Source organism: Paenibacillus sp. FSL K6-1318, from assembly GCF_037976905.1.
In the GTDB taxonomy this organism is placed as follows: Bacteria; Bacillota; Bacilli; order Paenibacillales; family Paenibacillaceae; genus Paenibacillus; species Paenibacillus amylolyticus_A.
This window is the reverse complement of record NZ_CP150270.1, coordinates 4,405,432-4,423,213: the sequence shown is the minus strand read 5'-3', so window position 1 is coordinate 4,423,213 and position 17,782 is coordinate 4,405,432. Positions and strand designations below refer to the sequence as shown.

Here is a 17,782-nt window from a genome sequence, read left to right as displayed (position 1 = left end):
GTATACTGGTATGATTACATCTGTTCCCGGTGAATGACGCGGAATTCCTTCGGGGACATGCCGAACCGGGAACGGAATACCCGATGGAAATAGGTATAGTTGTTGAAGCCGGAAGACTCAGACACTTGCTCCAGGGTCATTGGACTGAAAATAATCCGTTCCCTGGCCATATTCAGCCGTACGTCAAGCGTATATTGCATGATGCTTTTGCCAAACGCTTCTTTGAAGAGATGAACACCCCGTGAGACACTGATACCAATATGTGTTGCCACATCATCCAGCTTGAACAAAGAGGAAGCGTTCTCTTCAATATAGTTCTTAATTTCATAAGCCACATAATTGGTGTTGGTTATCGTCGGATGCTCTGAGAGCAGACGATCCACTTCGAGACATAAAATCCGCATATAATAACTTGAAATTTCCGGATAAGGATTGGAGATACGGCGCTGCTCCAGCACGAGCTGTCGAAACAAGACTAAGAGGCTTTCCGTCAGCTCGACTTTGATTCGTGTTGGTCGTTTGTGACGCTTCCACCACTCATCCACCCAGGAACCATTGAAGAAGATGTGATAGTCGCCACTCTCCACCAGTCGTTCTCCCATCGGATTGATTTCATTGTCTATTCTCAGCTCATAAGGCTCATCAGGATCAAAAAGAAGCAGATCGCCCGCGTCCACCAGGGACATGTCCCCGTCAATACGTGCACGGCAGCGTCCGTCTGTTTGCAGTCTTAACAGGTAGTTCTTCACCCCTTCAGGCTGCACCATAGCGTAGGGTTTACGATGAAATGAAAAGCCTGCTGTAAGAACTTGGCAGGAATGATCTGTCGGCATGGGCATACTCCTTGCAATTTGAAAATTATGACCAGATAGTTCATGTTTCAATCATATTATTCATTTTAATTGAAGCTGAAACGGAATACCATAGTATTAGATTTAAGGAACAGGAAACATCCAACAAAACATATGTATATCAACCATTCAAACGCGGATTTTCACCATGCGTAAGGAGATGAACGTCACAGTGGAGAAAATGAAAGCAGGCATCATCGGGTGCGGTAACATCAGTGCCATCTACTTGGAAAATCTCAAAAACAACCCGGTCATTGAAGTCGTGGCAGTTGCAGATTTGATTCGTGAACGCGCTCAGGAACGGGCAGATGAATTTAATATCGCAAACGTTTACAATGTAGATGAGTTGCTGCAAAATAACGAAATTGAACTCGTGTTGAACCTTACGGTTCCTGGAAGTCATGCCATAACCGATCTGGCTGCACTCGAAGCAGGTAAGCATGTGTATGCCGAGAAGCCGCTGGCAATTTCTCTTGAGGATGGTCGCAAAGTTGTTGAGTTGGCTGAGGAAAAGGGATTGTATGTGGGTTCTGCACCGGATACCTTCCTTGGTTCAGGCATACAGACAGCTCGTAAAGCCATTGAGGATGGGCTGATTGGCAAGCCGGTAGCAGCGACTTCATTCTTCATGGGTGGAGGACCAGAAGCTTGGCATCCTAATCCGGAGTTCTTTTATGTCGCAGGTGGCGGACCGATGTTTGACATGGGACCTTACTACCTGACCGCTCTGATTACGCTGCTTGGACCGATACGCAGAATCAGCGCCTCGGCAGGCATACAGATTGCGGATCGCAAGATTGGCTCCGGACCAAAGGAAGGTACAGCGCTGCAAGTTGAGACGCCTACACACTTGGCAGGAACCATTGATTTCGCAGAAGGTGCCATTGCAACTATGATCACCAGTTTCGATATTCGCGGAGCTTCGGATCTGCCACGTATTGAAATTTATGGTACTGAAGGTACGCTTAGTGTACCGGATCCCAATTATTTCAACGGGGAAGTGAAGGTTCGCAGATACGGTCAAGACACTTGGGAGACGGTCAAACCAGTCTTCGAAAGTGGACAAAACGAACGAGGCATCGGCGTAACGGAAATGGTTGAATCCATTCGTGCCGGAAGGGAACACAAAGCCAGTGGCAAGCTTGCTTATCACGTACTGGAAGCCATGCATTCATTCCAGCGTTCTTCACTTGAAGGCAAGCATATACATCTGGAGAGCAGCTATGATTCATTTGCAGTAACTCGCACAGTTCAAACTGAGATTGAAACCGTGGAATCCCACTAGTCTGAGTAAAAAGTGTTCGAAGCTTGATGCTCTTACGAGTGATGGAGAATAACCAGTATTCTTACGTTCAATTTCAGGATAGAAACACTCTCGATTTTCCACACTAATCAAACAGGCACGTGATCTGAACGGTAATTGTCTACAGTTCAATATTCATGAATTCAGCAATCATACGATATCTAATCCAGGGAGGAATCGCACTTGAAACTCGGCGTATTTTTGGTACTATTCGGAGGACGTAAATTGGAGGATGCTCTTGATTATGTAGCATCCAAAGGATTAAAAGCAGTAGAGATCGGAACAGGCGGACATCCAGGCAATGCACACTGTAAGCCGGATGAATTGTTAAGCAATCCTACAGCACTGAAAAACTTCAAAAATGCAGTGGAATCACGCGGTTTGACGATCAGCGCACTTAGCTGTCACGGTAACCCGTTGCATCCACAAAAGGATATTGCCAAAGGATTCCACGATGATTTTGTTAAAACGGTAGAACTGGCTGAGAAGCTGGAAGTACCTGTAGTGAATACATTCTCCGGTTGTCCGGGAGACCATGAGGATGCTAAATATCCAAACTGGCCTGTTGCACCATGGCCGAATGACTTCCAGGAGATCCTGAAGTGGCAGTGGGAGAACAAAGTTATCCCTTACTGGACAGAGTGGGGTAAATTTGCAGCAGATCGTAACGTAAAAGTTGGACTGGAGCTGCACGGTGGATTCTCAGTTCATACACCAGCAACCTTGCTGAGACTGCGTGAAGCAGCAGGTGAAGTGATCGGAGCCAATCTGGACCCAAGTCACATGTGGTGGCAAGGCATTGATCCAGTGCAGGCGATTCACATCTTGGGACGTGAAGGAGCAATCCATCACTTCCATGCAAAAGATACAACGATTGATCCAATCAACGTGAATAAACACGGTGTAACGGATATGCAGGATTATACCAATATGCTGGATCGGGCTTGGCAGTTCCGCTCGGTTGGTTATGGACATGATAACAAGACTTGGGCAGATATTATGAGTGCCTTGCGTCTGGTCGGATATGATTATGTAGTAAGTATTGAGCACGAAGACGGTCTGATGTCGGTTGAAGAAGGATTCTCTAAAGCCGTGCAAAATCTCCAGCAAGTATTGATCGAAGAACCGCTGGGCGATATGTGGTGGGTTTAGAGCTACATTAGGGGGAAATTGAATATGATCAACGTCACCATTTGGAATGAATTTGTCCATGAGAAAATTCACGATGAAGTAAGGGAAGTCTACCCGGATGGTCTGCATCGAGCGCTGGCTGACGGACTTGGCGGCGAAGGCTTTGCTATTCGGACGGCTACACTGGATCAGCCTGAACACGGATTAAGTGATGAAGTGCTGAATTCCACGGATGTGCTCATATGGTGGGGACATATGGCACATGATCGCGTAAGCGATGAGATCTCACAGAAGGTCGCGCAGCGAGTGCTGAACGGGATGGGAATGATTGTGCTCCATTCAGGTCATTTCTCCAAACCATTCAAAGCACTAATGGGAACAAGCTGCGATCTGAAGTGGCGTGTAGCTGACGAGCAGGAGATTGTGTGGTGTGTGAATCCATCCCATCCAATTGCAGATGGCATCGAAGGCAAGATTGTATTGGAAAAAGAAGAGATGTACGGGGAGTTCTTCGATATTCCAGTACCGGATGAACTGGTGTTTGTAAGCAACTTCCAGGGTGGGGAAGTATTCCGGAGCGGATGCACGTTCCGGCGTGGTGAAGGTAAAATCTTCTATTTCCGACCAGGTCATGAGACGTATCCGACCTATTACAAGCCGGAAATATTAAGAGTGATCAGCAACGCTGTGAAATGGGCATATCCTGCCCGCAACTTTAAGCCGGAATTCGGCAAGAGCGAACCTGTAAGACCATTTGGTGGCGTGTTGGTTTAATTCACTAACTCAATCGTGAAATCAAAAAGAACCCTTCTCCAAGTCAATGATGACTGTGGCAGTTGGGTTCTTTTTGGGTAAGATAGTACTATGGGGAAGTTATACGATATTTCCCATGGTTACGACGCACCATGTAATGTATACTGGGATGTATGATCCATTTTGCATGTTATGCTTCTAAAATTTAAACTTTTTAGTTGCAGACGTTTTCTTTGAAGCTTAAATATGTTATTATGAAATATACTAACAAAATGTAAGTTGAGTGATCTCTAAAGAGGTGATTAATGTGGAAGGTCAAGACTTGCGGATGTGTCCGCGTTTTGAGACGGCGTTTTCTTTTTTGGGCAAGCGCTGGAATGGTTTAATTATTCAAACGTTGATGAGTGGTTCGAAGCGATTCAAGGATATCTCCAATCTGATTCCGTCCATGAGTGACAAGATGTTGTCCGAACGGATGAAGGATCTGGAGAGTGAAGGTATTCTGGTTCGTCACGTCTATCCCGAGACGCCGGTTCGTATTGAATATGAACTGACGGACAAAGGTAGAGCGCTCCAGCCTGTTATGAATCAAATTCAGGACTGGGCTGAGAAGTGGGTTGACTAGCGTATAAGCACCAGCACCCACTTGGTTGCATGAATGACATAGACTCCTGATTTCTGTAGAAATCAGGGGTTTTTGTCTTAAGTATAACGTGATCGGCGTTTTTCTCTGGGGCTGTGCACATGTTGTCATGAGTTGTAGTATAATCTATAGAAAATGGCCGCAGACGGCCGGAGCGAAGGAGGCCCACTTGTCATGAGAGAAGAAAGCTTATCCCGTGAAGTACGCTACGGCAAGAAAGATATTGCAGAACTTGAGAGCGCATCCATTCAGGTACATCTAATCTACAAAAAAGCTGCGGAGTTGTTTAAGCGCACAGCATATTCGCGTTCGGTTAAAGATGATTTTACCGAAGTGAATACGCATTCTGTGAACAGCGATGGTCTGAGATTAGCTCCGGCGGTGCTGCAAAAATGGATTCAAACGTCCAGAGGCTGGAAGTGTATCGGATGTGAATTGAGACAACCTGATTCGGCGATGTCTCACATGGATGAAACCATCCATGGAAAGCGGTTGGTTCAGGCAGAAATGCTGATTCAGGCGGTTGTCTGGTCTCAATATGAGAAGATTCGGATGTTTGCACCATGGCTTGGCGATGAACCCTTCTATAGCGTGCAGGAACTGGATGTCATTGCCCGTTATATTGTGCCTACCTATTTCTCGGAACGCCCCTTGCATGAGCAAGGGAAGGTATTCAAGGTACATCAACAATATGGCCAGATTCCGTTATACCAGGAGTATGTAGACGCACCTTCATGCTGCGTACAGGTGGACGGTGGACTGCTTGAAGGCCGATTGCTGACAGGTGTATATGTATCGGAGGAACAGTTCTTCGGACTCAATCCATATCTGAAAGATGGAGATGGAGGACGGACATACATGCAGGCTTGTGTCCAATAACAAAGCAACCAATAGAACAGAAAACGGATTCAGATTGGAGAGCCTGTGTGCAGGCTCTCTTTGTTGTACAAGTCCTCTCTGGAGGGCATGCGCGATAAAAGTAACGGGTTTGACACTTTTTTTTGTTGAGTGTTGTGCCATAATAGAGGTTATGGACAACAGGGTGAATGATTTTACGCAGGGTGGTGTTACCTACATGAAGAAGAAAATCCCCGGTTACATAGGTGTATGTTTGCTCATTCTGGCGATCTTGGCTGGATGTAGTGAGACGCAGCCTTCAGAGCAGCCAATTGTCAAAGAGACGGAAACAGCTAATACGATTACAGTGGCTGTAGATGGCAGTACGTTTTTGCCAGATGCAACGAAGTCCATTAAGCGAGATTTTAGTGAGGGTTTGACACTCAAAAAAGCATTACTTAATAGCGGACTCGTTGATTTTACGGCGGATGGCAAACGGATTCAATCCGTGGGTGAAGTTTCTCTTGATTCTTCGCTGAGTTGGGCTGTGAAGTTGAATGGCAAGGATATTGAACAGGAAGATTGGGACATGGAGCTTCATGCCAAAGATGAAGTGATCATTTACGTGAAAGCCGCTGACAGTGGGGGGGATGGCGTTGCATATCAGACAACGTTACTCAAGGTGAGCGGTGGAAACATTATGCCAACTCTTAATCGTCAATATGCTGGCGTCTATGTTCAGGAATGTACAGTTCGCGATGTTTTGAAATCCAGCGGGATTGTGAGAATGTCGGAGAACAACAAATTCGTCGTTTCGGTCGAGAATGTCACGCCTCGCATGAATCAGCGGTGGGTCATTATGGTGAATGACAAGGAATTGATGGAAAACGGTTTGGATATGAAATTGAATCCACGTGATGCGGTAAAGCTTGAATTGACCAATGCATCCTAAGCATACAAAGAAGCCCAATCTCTATTTAGAGAACTGGGCTTTTTTCATTGATGAAATTGTTTTGCAAGCAACACCTTATTGGCACAATTGTACTTCAAATACGACAGATCTCATTCGGACAAAGTTCACAGTGACAGATGCCTTGCAGCATCTTCAGATCTTTGATGACGATCATGCCATTGTCATATTCAATCGCATCTTTCTTACGAAGATCGCTTAACATGCGGTTTACACTTTCACGGGTGGCTCCAATCATATTGGACAGATCCGTGTGGGTAATTTTTTTGTGAATAATGACATGCTCTCCATGAGGCTCACCATACGAATTCGACAACCGAATGAGGGTAGAACAGAGCGCACCCGGTTTGCCATATAACATGAGGTCCCGGAACTTGGTCTGTGTCAGCCGGTGATGGATGCCCATCCATTTCATAAAGTCGATCGCAAAGTCACAATGCTGGCATATCAGCATTTCCAGGTCTTTGTGTTCCAATACACCAATTTCACTGTCCTCCAGCACTTCCGCCGAGAAGCTGTGTTTGGAGCCGAAGAAGGGATCAGCTTGACCAATCATATCACCGGACTGATACATGTACATGATCAGTTCTTTGCCTTCATCCGTTGATTTGGTGATCTGGGCACGCCCCCGTTTCATATAATAAAGTTTGTCAGAGACGTCTCCTTCCCAGTACAGATGGGTACCTTCAGGATAGGTTCTATCTTTCATTGTAACCAGCAGATGGTTGAAATTCGCTTCAGAGAAACAGTTGGTATTGCCGCGTTTTTCCAGTACAGTCGTTAGTTCTCTCATAAGTCTATCTCCCCTTTATGTCCATCGGACGACCTTCTGTAGCTTGCAGTAGCCTCCGAGGTTCGCCGCAAACCGTTGCCGTCCTGATCAGGGTCATCTCGGCCGGGAGGAAGGACGGTACAAATTGCGGTGGTTCAATTTTTAAGTTCAGTATATACCTAAACTTACCTTTTGGGGGGCATGGGAAGGCATCAAAAATGGCGAAATTTCAAACATTGTGATTAAATTCACTTTTAGTAGGGAAGGATGTGTTCGATAGCACCACATTTATTATAGGAAGTGGAAATCAACTTGTTAGCGGACATTACAAAACTAAATTTAAATTTGTTATACTTTGTGAAAAAAATCACATGATTACGTTTTTGGCTATGGTACGATGTGAATGTAAACGAGAGAGACAAACTAATACGAACCTTTAGGAGGATGAGGGAGATGGCTGTAAAGAACGAAGTCGCCCCAGCAAAAGAACCGACAGCAGGTCAGTATATTCAAACGTTAATCGACAAAGCGAATAAAGCACACGCCGCATTCATGAAGATGGACCAGAAGCAGATTGACCGGATTGTGCAAGCCATGGCGCTTGCGGGTCTGGATAAACACATGATGCTCGCCAAAATGGCCGTAGAAGAAACAGGCCGCGGAGTGTATGAGGATAAAATCACCAAAAATATATTTGCAACAGAATATGTGTACCACAGCATCAAGTATGACAAAACCGTAGGTGTGATTGAAGATAACGAATATGAGAGCTTTCAGAAAATTGCGGAGCCGGTCGGTATTATTATGGGGATTACACCCGTTACCAATCCAACATCAACGACGATGTTTAAAGCACTGATCTCCATCAAGACGCGTAACCCAATCATCTTTGGTTTCCACCCATCTGCACAGAATTGTAGCCGGGAAGCTGCTAAAATCCTGCTGGAAGCGGCTGTGAAACATGGTGCACCAGCAGATTGTATTCAGTGGATTGATGATCCTTCCATGGATCGTACGAACGAACTGATGAATCACAATGATGTGGCTCTTATTCTGGCAACAGGCGGATCAGGCATGGTACGTGCAGCGTACAGCTGTGGTAAACCTGCGCTGGGCGTAGGACCGGGTAACGTACCTTGTTTTATTGAGAAAAGCGCGGATATCAATCAGGCAGTTACGGATTTGATCCTGTCGAAATCCTTCGATAACGGTATGATCTGTGCTTCTGAGCAAGCAGTAATCATTGAAGAACCGATCTTTGATCAAGTGAAGAAAAAAATGATTGCCAACGGCTGTTACTTTGTTAACAAAGATGAAGCAGTAAAATTGACAGCAGGTGCGATCAATGCCGAGAAATGTGCGGTGAACCCGGCGATTGTGGGTCAATCAGCGGTGAGCATTGCGAAGTTGTGCGGTATTGAAGTTCCGGCAGGCACCAAAATTCTCGTGGCCGAGATTGAAGGGGTAGGTACGAAATTCCCATTGTCGGCTGAGAAATTAAGCCCGGTACTGGCTTGTTACAAAGTCAAAACGGCAGCAGAAGGCATTGAGCGTGCAGCAGAAGTGGTTGCTTTTGGCGGTATGGGTCACTCCTCGGTTATCCACTCAACGAATGAAGAAGTGATCGGCAAATTCGCAGATCGTCTGCAAACTGGACGGATTATTGTGAACTCACCATCCACACACGGTGCCATCGGGGATATCTACAACACGAATATGCCATCATTGACACTGGGATGCGGATCATACGGACGTAACTCGACTTCTTCCAACGTAACCGCTGTGAACTTAATCAATGTGAAAAGGGTGGCTCGCCGTACCGTGAATATGCAATGGTTCAAAGTACCGAACAAAGTCTACTTCGAAAAAGGGGCAACGCAGTATCTTGCCAAAATGCCTGACATCACACGTGTTGCGATTATTACGGATGCGATGATGGTGAAGCTTGGATATGTGGAAAAGGTAGAACACTATCTGCGTCAACGCCAAATGCCGGTAGCGATCGAAGTATTCTCCGATGTAGAGCCCGATCCGTCCACAACGACGGTAGATCGCGGAACGGAAATGATGCGTCGCTTCCAACCGGACTGCATTATCGCACTTGGCGGTGGATCACCGATGGATGCTGCCAAAGCCATGTGGTTGTTCTATGAATATCCGGACACGGACTTCAATGACCTGAAACAGAAATTCATGGATATCCGCAAACGGATCTACAAATATCCACGTCTCGGTGTAAAAGCGAAATTTGTAGCGATTCCAACAACATCCGGTACAGGTTCTGAAGTGACATCGTTCGCGGTTATTACAGATAAAAATCAAGGTAACACCAAATATCCATTGGCCGACTATGAGCTGACACCAGACGTAGCGATTGTCGATCCGGAATTCGTATACTCCCTGCCTAAAACGGCGGTTGCGGATACAGGTATGGACGTACTGACGCATGCGATTGAAGCTTATGTGTCTGTTATGGCAAATGACTACACAGATGGACTTGCGATCAAAGCCATTCAACTGGTGTTCCAATACCTGGAGCAATCGGCACTGCAAGGCGACAAACTGGCACGTGAGAAAATGCATAATGCTTCCACGATTGCCGGTATGGCGTTTGCCAACGCATTCCTAGGCATTAACCACAGCTTGGCGCACAAATGGGGCGGTCAGTACCACACCGCACACGGACGCACCAATGCAATCCTGATGCCACACGTCATTCGATACAACGCGAAAAAACCGACCAAATTTGCATCGTTCCCGAAATATTCGCACTTTGTAGCGGATGAGCGGTATGCCGAAATCGCCCGTATCTTGGGATTGCCTGCTCGCACGACAGAAGAAGGCGTAACCAGTCTTATCAATGCCATCCGTAACCTGAACAAAACATTGGGTATTGAAGAATCGTTCCAGGAAATCGGATTTGATGCAAAAGACTTTGAAGCACATGTCGATTATCTGGCAGACCGTGCCTTCGAAGACCAATGTACAACCGCCAATCCGAAGTTGCCGTTGGTAACTGAACTGGCTGATGTATACCGCAACGCTTTCTACGGAAAGTTTGAATAACGAATCAGAACGAAGCGTGCCTTACGGCAAGAAGATCAGGGTTCCCCGAGAGGGGAGCCCCGATTGCCGTCTTTTACACAATAAAGAAGAGGGCAGAAAAACAGAAGAGCGAAGCACCTATTTTTCAGGATTTATTCTAAGATTTGAATTACTCCGAGCATAGAGGAGCAAAAGGTTCTAAAGAGGTGGCACGGAATCCGTGATGTGGCCGTTTGAACCAGATGTTCGACAATAAAGAAGAGGGCAGAAAAACAGAAGAGCGAGCATCTGTTTTTCAGGATTTATTTTAAGATTTGTTTTGCTCCGAGTATAGAGGAGCAAAAGGTTCTTAAAGAGGTGGCACGAAATCCGTGATGTGGCCGTTTGAGCCAGATGTTCACACAATAACGGAGAGGGCAGAAATAACCTGAAAAGCGAAGCTTGCGTCTTCGAAATAAATATTGAATTTTATTGTTTTATTAGTAGAACTACCTAATGTACACGATAACGGAAAGGAGAGAAAAAACCTGAAGAAGCGAAGCGCTCGCCTTTATCACTGGATTTTCACCTTTGAAAAAGTGAATCAAAAAATCCGGGGATAACAGCGATCGGAAGGTTATTCTCTACTTGCAGTGGCCAGTGTACATCACCTAATGTTCATTCGCTTTTTCAGTAAATTTAAATAGTGAGCAGCGATTGGAAGGTTGTTCTGCCCGCGCAGTGGCTAAGTGTGAAACTATATAGGTTCAATGGGACAAAGCGCAGGTGGAGTGAGTTAGTTCGCTGACTTTGTGATAAAAATCACAGATGATGAAAGTGCCAAGTCGTATACTGAAAATGTAAGAAAAACATTCATCCCGCGGTTCCGGTTCCCAAGTAGAGAGAACATGTTCCGGTTTTATGTGAAACAATTCACATTAATCGCGGCTCTGGGCACACAATGATACGAATGAAGCAAGATGTTATGTGTCCAGAAATCCAAATTAGTGGAGGGATTACGATGTCGGTGATTGAAAAAGATGTCAAACAACAAACAGGCTGGAGAAACTTTACCAAAGGAACATGGACCAAATCCGTAGATGTGAATGATTTTCTGGCACACAACTTGTCTCCGTATTACGGCGATGAAGCGTTCCTCGCAGGTGCAACTCAGAATACCAAAGAATTGTGGGAGATTGTATCTGATCTGACCAAAAAAGAACGGGATAACGGCGGTGTCCTTGACGTTGATGTGAACACACCAGCGACTATTGTTTCTCACCAACCCGGTTATCTAGATCAGTCCAAAGAGCAGATTGTCGGCGTTCAGACCGATGCTCCATTCAAACGTTCCATTCAACCAACAGGCGGAATCCGGATGATGATTGATGCATGTGAAGCATATGGCTTCGAATTGCCTCAAGGCGTCATTGATATATTTACGAACATTCGCAAAACACATAACCAGGGTGTATTCGATGCTTATACTTCCGACATGCGTGCAGCACGTAAAGCAGGAATTATTACAGGTCTGCCAGATGCTTACGGCCGTGGTCGGATCATCGGTGACTATCGTCGTGTAGCTTTGTACGGGGTAGACTTCCTGATTCGTAACAAAAAAGGTGAATTGAATGCACTCGAAGTTGATGTCATTGATGAAGATGTCATTCGTCTGCGGGAAGAATTGTCTGAGCAGATTCGTGCATTGCAAGAATTGAAGCAATTGGGTGAGATGCACGGGTTCGATATTTCCTTGCCAGCGACTACAGCGAAAGAAGCGTTCCAATGGTTGTACTTCGGTTATCTCGCTGCCATCAAAGAACAGAACGGTGCTGCGATGTCCCTGGGACGGGTATCTTCTTTCCTGGATATCTACATTGAACGTGACCTGCAAGAAGGCATCCTGTCTGAAGAACAGGCTCAGGAATTGGTTGATCATTTCGTAATGAAACTGCGGATCGTCAAATTCCTGCGTACACCAGATTACAACGAACTGTTCAGTGGAGATCCAACATGGGTAACAGAGTCCATCGGTGGTATGTCCGTAAATGGTGAAACACGCGTAACCAAAAACAGCTTCCGTTTCCTGCATACGTTGCACAACCTGGGTCCTGCACCAGAGCCGAACCTGACTGTACTCTGGTCCACGAAACTTCCAGAAGCTTTCAAAGATTATTGCAGCAAAGTATCCATTGAAACCAGCTCAATCCAATATGAGAATGATGATCTGATGCGTCCGATCTATGGTGACGATTACGGTATTGCTTGCTGTGTATCGGCGATGAAGATCGGGAAACAAATGCAATTCTTCGGCGCTCGTGCCAACCTGGCGAAAGCTCTCTTGTATGCGATCAACGGTGGTCGTGACGAGAAATCCGGAGCACAAGTCGGACCTGAGTATCCTGCCATTACAAGTGACGTGCTGGATTACAATGAGGTTATGAAACGCTTCAAACCAATGATGGAGTGGTTGGCGAAGCTGTATATGAACACCCTGAACGTCATTCACTACATGCACGATAAATACAGCTATGAGCGTATCGAGATGGCATTGCATGACCGTGACATTGTACGTACGATGGCGTGCGGAATCGCTGGTCTGTCCGTTACAGCAGATTCACTGAGTGCGATCAAATATGCCAAAGTAAAACCAATCCGTAACGAACAAGGCATCGCAGTTGATTTTGAAATCGAAGGAGACTTCCCTTGTTACGGTAACAATGAAGACAGTGTAGACAGCATTGCTGTTGAACTGGTCGAGAACTTCATGGGCATGATTCGCAAGCACAAAGCTTACCGTAACGCAGTGCCAACGCAATCTGTTCTGACGATCACTTCCAACGTGGTATATGGTAAGAAAACAGGGACTACACCGGATGGTCGTAAAGCAGGTGAACCATTTGCTCCAGGTGCGAACCCAATGCATGGTCGTGACAAAAAAGGTGCACTGGCATCCCTTGGATCTGTAGCCAAACTGCCGTATGAACACAGTCTTGACGGTATTTCCAATACCTTCTCCATCGTGCCAAAAGCATTGGGTAAAGAGGAGACAACACGTAAATCCAATCTGACTGCGATGATGGATGGTTACTTCGGTCAAAATGCTCATCACCTGAACGTTAACGTATTTGATCGTCAGCAATTGATTGATGCGATGGATCACCCGGAAAATTATCCGCAACTGACTGTACGGGTATCCGGCTACGCTGTTAACTTTATTAAATTGACTCGTGAACAACAGTTGGATGTAATCAACCGTACGTTCCATGGCTCGATGTAAGTAATTTGCAAGTAGAAGACCGCTAGAGCAAGGCATTCCAAACCATATTAAACGCACAGCGGATGCGGATACAGAAAGGAAGAGGCAGCATGGTTAAAGGACATATTCATTCACTCGAAACTTTCGGGACGGTTGACGGCCCAGGCATCCGCTTCGTGCTTTTTATGCAAGGATGTCTACTCAAGTGTCAGTATTGCCACAACCCTGATACATGGGCGCTGGATGGTGGAAAAGAAATGACGCTTGAGGAGGTACTTGCAGAAATTGAACCGTATCTATCCTACTACCGCAGCTCCGGAGGCGGACTCACGATATCTGGCGGAGAACCAACGTTACAGGCTCACTTTGTAGCCGAGATCTTCAAGGAAGTGAAGCGACGTTGGGGATTGCATACGACACTGGACAGCAACGGATTCAACGAACCGGATCGGATTCACGATCTGTTGGATCACACAGACCTGGTTCTGCTGGACCTCAAGCATATTGATGACGAGAAACATATTAAGCTGACAGGCAAATCCAACGAGAGAACGTTGAAAACGGCCAAGTGGCTATCGGAGCAAGGACGAAAAATGTGGATACGCCACGTGTATGTGCCTGGTATTCATAACGAGGAAGAGGATCTGCTTAACCTCGGACGGTTTATTGGCACATTAAATGGCGTCGAGAAGTTCGAAATTCTTCCATATCATCAGATGGGGATTTACAAATGGGAAGCGCTCGGTAAAGTATATCCACTGGATGGTGTTCCTTCGCCAAGTGAAGAAGAAGTGGAGCGGGCGTATCGCCTGATCGAACAAGGTCGCCAGGAAACAGCTGGCATGGCTTGTTCCGGTAAGTGATCTACCTTTATATATTGTAAAACAATCAACCAAGCAGTCTTTGCGAACATACTTCGCAGGGGCTGTTTTTTTTGCTGAGATCCATTGTACATGCAAGATTATTTGTGCAGTGAAGGATTTTATCCCTCCATTGATGAATTGTCATCCTTACGATGTAAGCTCCGGCTTTTTATAATCAGAGTGTAAAGCCAAATGCTCAATATCTTGAGGAGGGTCAACCAGATGAAAAAAAGAATGACATTGCTGCTTTCATTATTGCTTATCACTTCATGGACTTTGGCGGGATGTGCAAGCTCAACTAACGAGCCACAGCAAGGTGCAGGTAATACACCTGCGGAGGAGACAAGTAAGGAACCGATTGAGATGCTTCTGCGCCACACACAGGTGGGGGCCGACAAACAGAAAAGACTGGCCATTCTCCAGGATGTTGTGGACAAAGTTGAGGGTGAGATACCCAATCTGACCTTTACGCTGGATGGCGTCGAATCCGATGTGAATCGCAAGGAGAAGCTTCGCGGGGAGATGGCGGCAGGCAATCCGCCGGATATATTCGAACTGTTCGGCAGCCCGGATTCCAAAGTCTATGCCAAGGAAGGCATGCTGCTTGATCTGACTCCAATTTTGCAAGAGCTTGGCATTCAGGATCAGTTTACGTCCCTTGAACCGTTTACGTACGAAGGCAAAGTATATGGACTGCCGATTGGCGGTTCTGGCGAAGGTTTTTTCTATAATAAAGAGTACTTTGAACAAAAAGGATGGAAAGCCCCAACTACCATGGCTGAGTTGGATCATATACTGGCCGAGATCAAGGCCGATGGCAAAGTGCCGCTTGCTTCCGCATCCAAGGCAGGTTGGGTGCCGCTTATGTTAACCAACCACCTGTGGTCCCGGTTTGCCGGACCGGAGATTACCGCAAAGTTTGCAACAGGTGAAGCAAAGTGGACTGACCCGGGTGTTGTGCAAGGTTTTGCCAAGCATAAGGAATGGGTGGATAAGGGTTATTTCAAAAAAGGTGAGCTGGGCTTCGAGTATGCCGAATATACCACGCAATTTACGAGCGGAGAAGCGGTGTTGATGTATGACGGAACATGGAAATCATCTGTATTCAAAGAAGGTCAGAGCGGTGAATCGCTCATTGGCAAGGTTGGATTCTTCAATATGCCTCCGGTAGAGAACGGAGCGGGAGATCAGACGTCTTTGATGCGTGATGTGAACAATGGATACGGATTCTCGGCAGCAGTGGCGGATGACCCACAGAAGCTGGAAGCAGTGAAAGCTTTTATCAAAAACTTCTACAATGAAGATATGCAGGTCCGCGGCCTTGTGGAAGATGGTGTATTGCCTGCGATGAAGCTGGACGAGAAAGTGCTGACCGATAGCATTACCGATGATCTGATGAAAGAAATCGTGGCTGTGCTCAATGCGTCCAAGACGTCGTTCCCGGCATTTGATGCACTCGTTCAAGCCGATGTGACGACAGAGATCAGCAATCTGCAGATTCAGAAGTTGATTGGTGGGCAGACCACCCCAGAGAAAATGGCAGAAGAGCTGCAAAAGGTACAGGAAGAAGCAAACGCTTCAGTGGAGTAGACCAATCCAAGTTGAAACTGCGATCGTTGAAGTGACTGAAGGAGGCTGACCATGAATACTTCACTCCGCAGCCCGTTAATCTATACGCTGTTTGTAATGCCGGCATTAATTCTGTTTGTGATGTTCTTTTTATACCCTATTGGCAGCTCCCTGTATTACAGTCTGACGAGTTGGAATGGGGTATCCGCTGAGCCACGCTTTGTGGGCTTATCCAATTATGTGAAGGCACTGACCGATGAACGGTTTTGGATTTCCACACGGAATAATGGCTTTTTTATCGGATTTTCGGTGCTGATTCAAGTACCCCTGATCGTCCTGTTTTCGCTTCTGATTGCCAATGTGAAGAAGCTGAAAGGTCTGTATAAAACAGCTGTTTTCTTACCATCCATTATGTCGACAGCCGTTATCGGTATCTTATGGGGGTTCATCTATGAACCTAATATTGGGCTATTAAACAAAATGCTTCATATGCTGGGCATTGATCCAATCTACTGGTTATCGGATAACCGATTCGCCATGTTGTCCATTTTGGTGACCAATGCCTGGCAGTGGACCGGATTTTACATTGTCATGGTGCTGGCGGCCATACTGGCCATTCCCCGTGATTTGGATGAAGCGGCTGCAATTGATGGGGCAACGGCGGTACAACGTGCAATGCGAATTACGTTGCCGCTGATTCGGCCGATCATTTCAGTGGTTATCATGTTGTCCATTGCGGGTGCAATGAAAGCAGCCGATATCGTGATTGTCATGACCAAAGGTGGGCCCGCTGGGTCCACCGAGGTTCTGGCGACATACATGATCAAATATGCGATTACCAACTTCAAATATGGCTATGGCAATACCATTGCAGTGCTGATCTTTGCTCTGACGCTTGTGCTTACTGCGGTGTATCAACTACTGGTGGCTAGGCGGGCCGAGAGGGTGGAATATTGATGGCGAAAAGCTTAAAAAGCAGTATACCTCATGTCTTGTTAATGCTGTATTTAATTGCGATTTTGTTTCCCTTTTTATTTGTAATCTTCTCTTCCTTCAAGCAGGATAACAATGAAATCGCCCTGAATCCCTTCGGACTGCCCACAACATGGGAGTTTAACAATTACGTGGAGGCTTGGGTGAATGCGAAGATTGGCACGTATTTCTGGAACAGCCTCTACATTTCGGTTCTGTCGTCGGCGTGCACGATTGCGCTTGGTGCCATGTTTGCTTTTGCCGTAACCCGAATGAGACACCCGAGATGGAGTCTGTTTCTGTACAGTCTGATTCTGGCGGGCATGCTTATTCCCAATAATGCACTTATGCTGCCAATCTATCTGCTTGTTCGAAAAATGGGCATATTGGATACGCATCTGGCATTGATCGTGCCCTATGTGGCAAATGCGATCCCCTTTACAATTATCATACTGGCTGCTTTTATGCGCTCTCTGCCTGGAGAAATTGAGGAAGCCGCTGTCATGGATGGCTTGAGGGCCCCGGGTATCTTTGCTAAAATAGTGATACCTCTTACGGTTCCAGCCATCGTTACGGTTTTTATCGTCAATTTCCTCGGCAACTGGAACGAATTTTTACTCGCCAACTATTTCTTATCCACCGATAAATTGCGTACACTGCCTGTGGGCATGGTCCAGTTTCGGGATCAATATCAGATGAATTATGCTCAGATGTCGGCAGGCATTGTGTACAGCGTTGTACCCGTACTTGTGATCTACGGCATACTGCAGGAGAAAATCATTGAAGGAGTTACTGCAGGTGGTGTCAAAGGTTAATACCATGTACCAGTGAATAG

General features: G+C 46.2%; 14 protein-coding genes. 12 read left to right on the top strand and 2 right to left on the bottom strand.

Translation table 11 applies throughout. The features are described from left to right. Nucleotides 1-14 precede the first annotated feature (14 nt). A complete protein-coding gene (locus NYE45_RS19555; RefSeq protein ID WP_062835307.1) occupies nt 15-833 on the bottom strand; it encodes an AraC family transcriptional regulator in 819 nt (272 codons plus the stop codon). 190 nt (nt 834-1,023) lie between these two features. Here NYE45_RS19555 and NYE45_RS19550 point away from each other — a divergent pair, with 190 nt between their 5' ends. The 6 genes from NYE45_RS19550 to NYE45_RS19525 all read left to right on the top strand — a co-directional run bounded on the left by NYE45_RS19550 (nt 1,024) and on the right by NYE45_RS19525 (nt 6,470). Further along, a complete protein-coding gene (locus NYE45_RS19550) occupies nt 1,024-2,136 on the top strand; it encodes a Gfo/Idh/MocA family oxidoreductase (protein WP_340013676.1) in 1,113 nt (370 codons plus the stop codon). A 201-nt stretch (nt 2,137-2,337) separates the two neighbouring features. Then, complete coding sequence (locus tag NYE45_RS19545; RefSeq protein WP_062835305.1) at nt 2,338-3,306, top strand: sugar phosphate isomerase/epimerase; 969 nt, start codon at nt 2,338-2,340, stop codon at nt 3,304-3,306. Between the two features lie 24 nt (nt 3,307-3,330). Continuing rightward, a complete protein-coding gene (locus tag NYE45_RS19540; RefSeq protein ID WP_340013674.1) occupies nt 3,331-4,059 on the top strand; it encodes a ThuA domain-containing protein in 729 nt (242 codons plus the stop codon). Nucleotides 4,060-4,366: 307 nt separating this feature from the next. Continuing rightward, entirely contained in the window at nt 4,367-4,663 is a 297-nt protein-coding gene (locus NYE45_RS19535; protein ID WP_076333333.1) for a helix-turn-helix domain-containing protein, read from the top strand. Nucleotides 4,664-4,855: 192 nt separating this feature from the next. Beyond that, nucleotides 4,856-5,560: a hypothetical protein gene (locus tag NYE45_RS19530; RefSeq protein WP_340013673.1), complete on the top strand. Its 705-nt coding sequence runs from the start codon at nt 4,856-4,858 to the stop codon at nt 5,558-5,560. A gap of 196 nt (nt 5,561-5,756) precedes the next feature. Then, on the top strand, nt 5,757-6,470 hold the full coding sequence (locus tag NYE45_RS19525; RefSeq protein ID WP_139331953.1) for a hypothetical protein: 714 nt from the start codon (nt 5,757-5,759) through the stop codon (nt 6,468-6,470). Nucleotides 6,471-6,564: 94 nt separating this feature from the next. On the opposite strand, the gene NYE45_RS19520 is transcribed toward NYE45_RS19525, so the two are convergent. After that, the gene (locus NYE45_RS19520) at nt 6,565-7,281 is read right to left on the bottom strand and encodes a Crp/Fnr family transcriptional regulator (protein WP_145322690.1); all 717 of its coding nucleotides are present in this window, start codon (nt 7,279-7,281) and stop codon (nt 6,565-6,567) included. 432 nt (nt 7,282-7,713) lie between these two features. On the opposite strand from NYE45_RS19520, the gene adhE reads away from it, so the two are divergent. From adhE to NYE45_RS19490, 6 genes are all read left to right on the top strand, one after another. Further along, entirely contained in the window at nt 7,714-10,326 is a 2,613-nt protein-coding gene (adhE, locus tag NYE45_RS19515; RefSeq protein WP_169481985.1) for a bifunctional acetaldehyde-CoA/alcohol dehydrogenase, read from the top strand. A gap of 979 nt (nt 10,327-11,305) precedes the next feature. Then, nucleotides 11,306-13,564 (top strand): formate C-acetyltransferase, encoded by a 2,259-nt coding sequence (gene pflB, locus NYE45_RS19510; protein WP_340013672.1) that lies wholly within the window; start codon nt 11,306-11,308, stop codon nt 13,562-13,564. Between the two features lie 89 nt (nt 13,565-13,653). Next, a complete protein-coding gene (gene pflA, locus NYE45_RS19505; protein ID WP_340013671.1) occupies nt 13,654-14,406 on the top strand; it encodes a pyruvate formate-lyase-activating protein in 753 nt (250 codons plus the stop codon). A gap of 222 nt (nt 14,407-14,628) precedes the next feature. After that, nucleotides 14,629-15,996 (top strand): extracellular solute-binding protein, encoded by a 1,368-nt coding sequence (locus NYE45_RS19500; RefSeq protein ID WP_340013669.1) that lies wholly within the window; start codon nt 14,629-14,631, stop codon nt 15,994-15,996. A 51-nt stretch (nt 15,997-16,047) separates the two neighbouring features. Next, nucleotides 16,048-16,932, top strand: a complete 885-nt coding sequence (locus NYE45_RS19495) for a sugar ABC transporter permease (protein WP_340013668.1) — start codon at nt 16,048-16,050, stop codon at nt 16,930-16,932. Further along, nucleotides 16,932-17,762 carry a carbohydrate ABC transporter permease gene (locus NYE45_RS19490; RefSeq protein WP_340013667.1) on the top strand — a complete coding sequence of 277 codons (831 nt, stop codon included), beginning with the start codon at nt 16,932-16,934 and terminating at the stop codon, nt 17,760-17,762. The genes NYE45_RS19495 and NYE45_RS19490 overlap by 1 nt, the downstream gene beginning before the upstream one ends. The last annotated feature ends 20 nt before the right edge of the window (nt 17,763-17,782 follow it).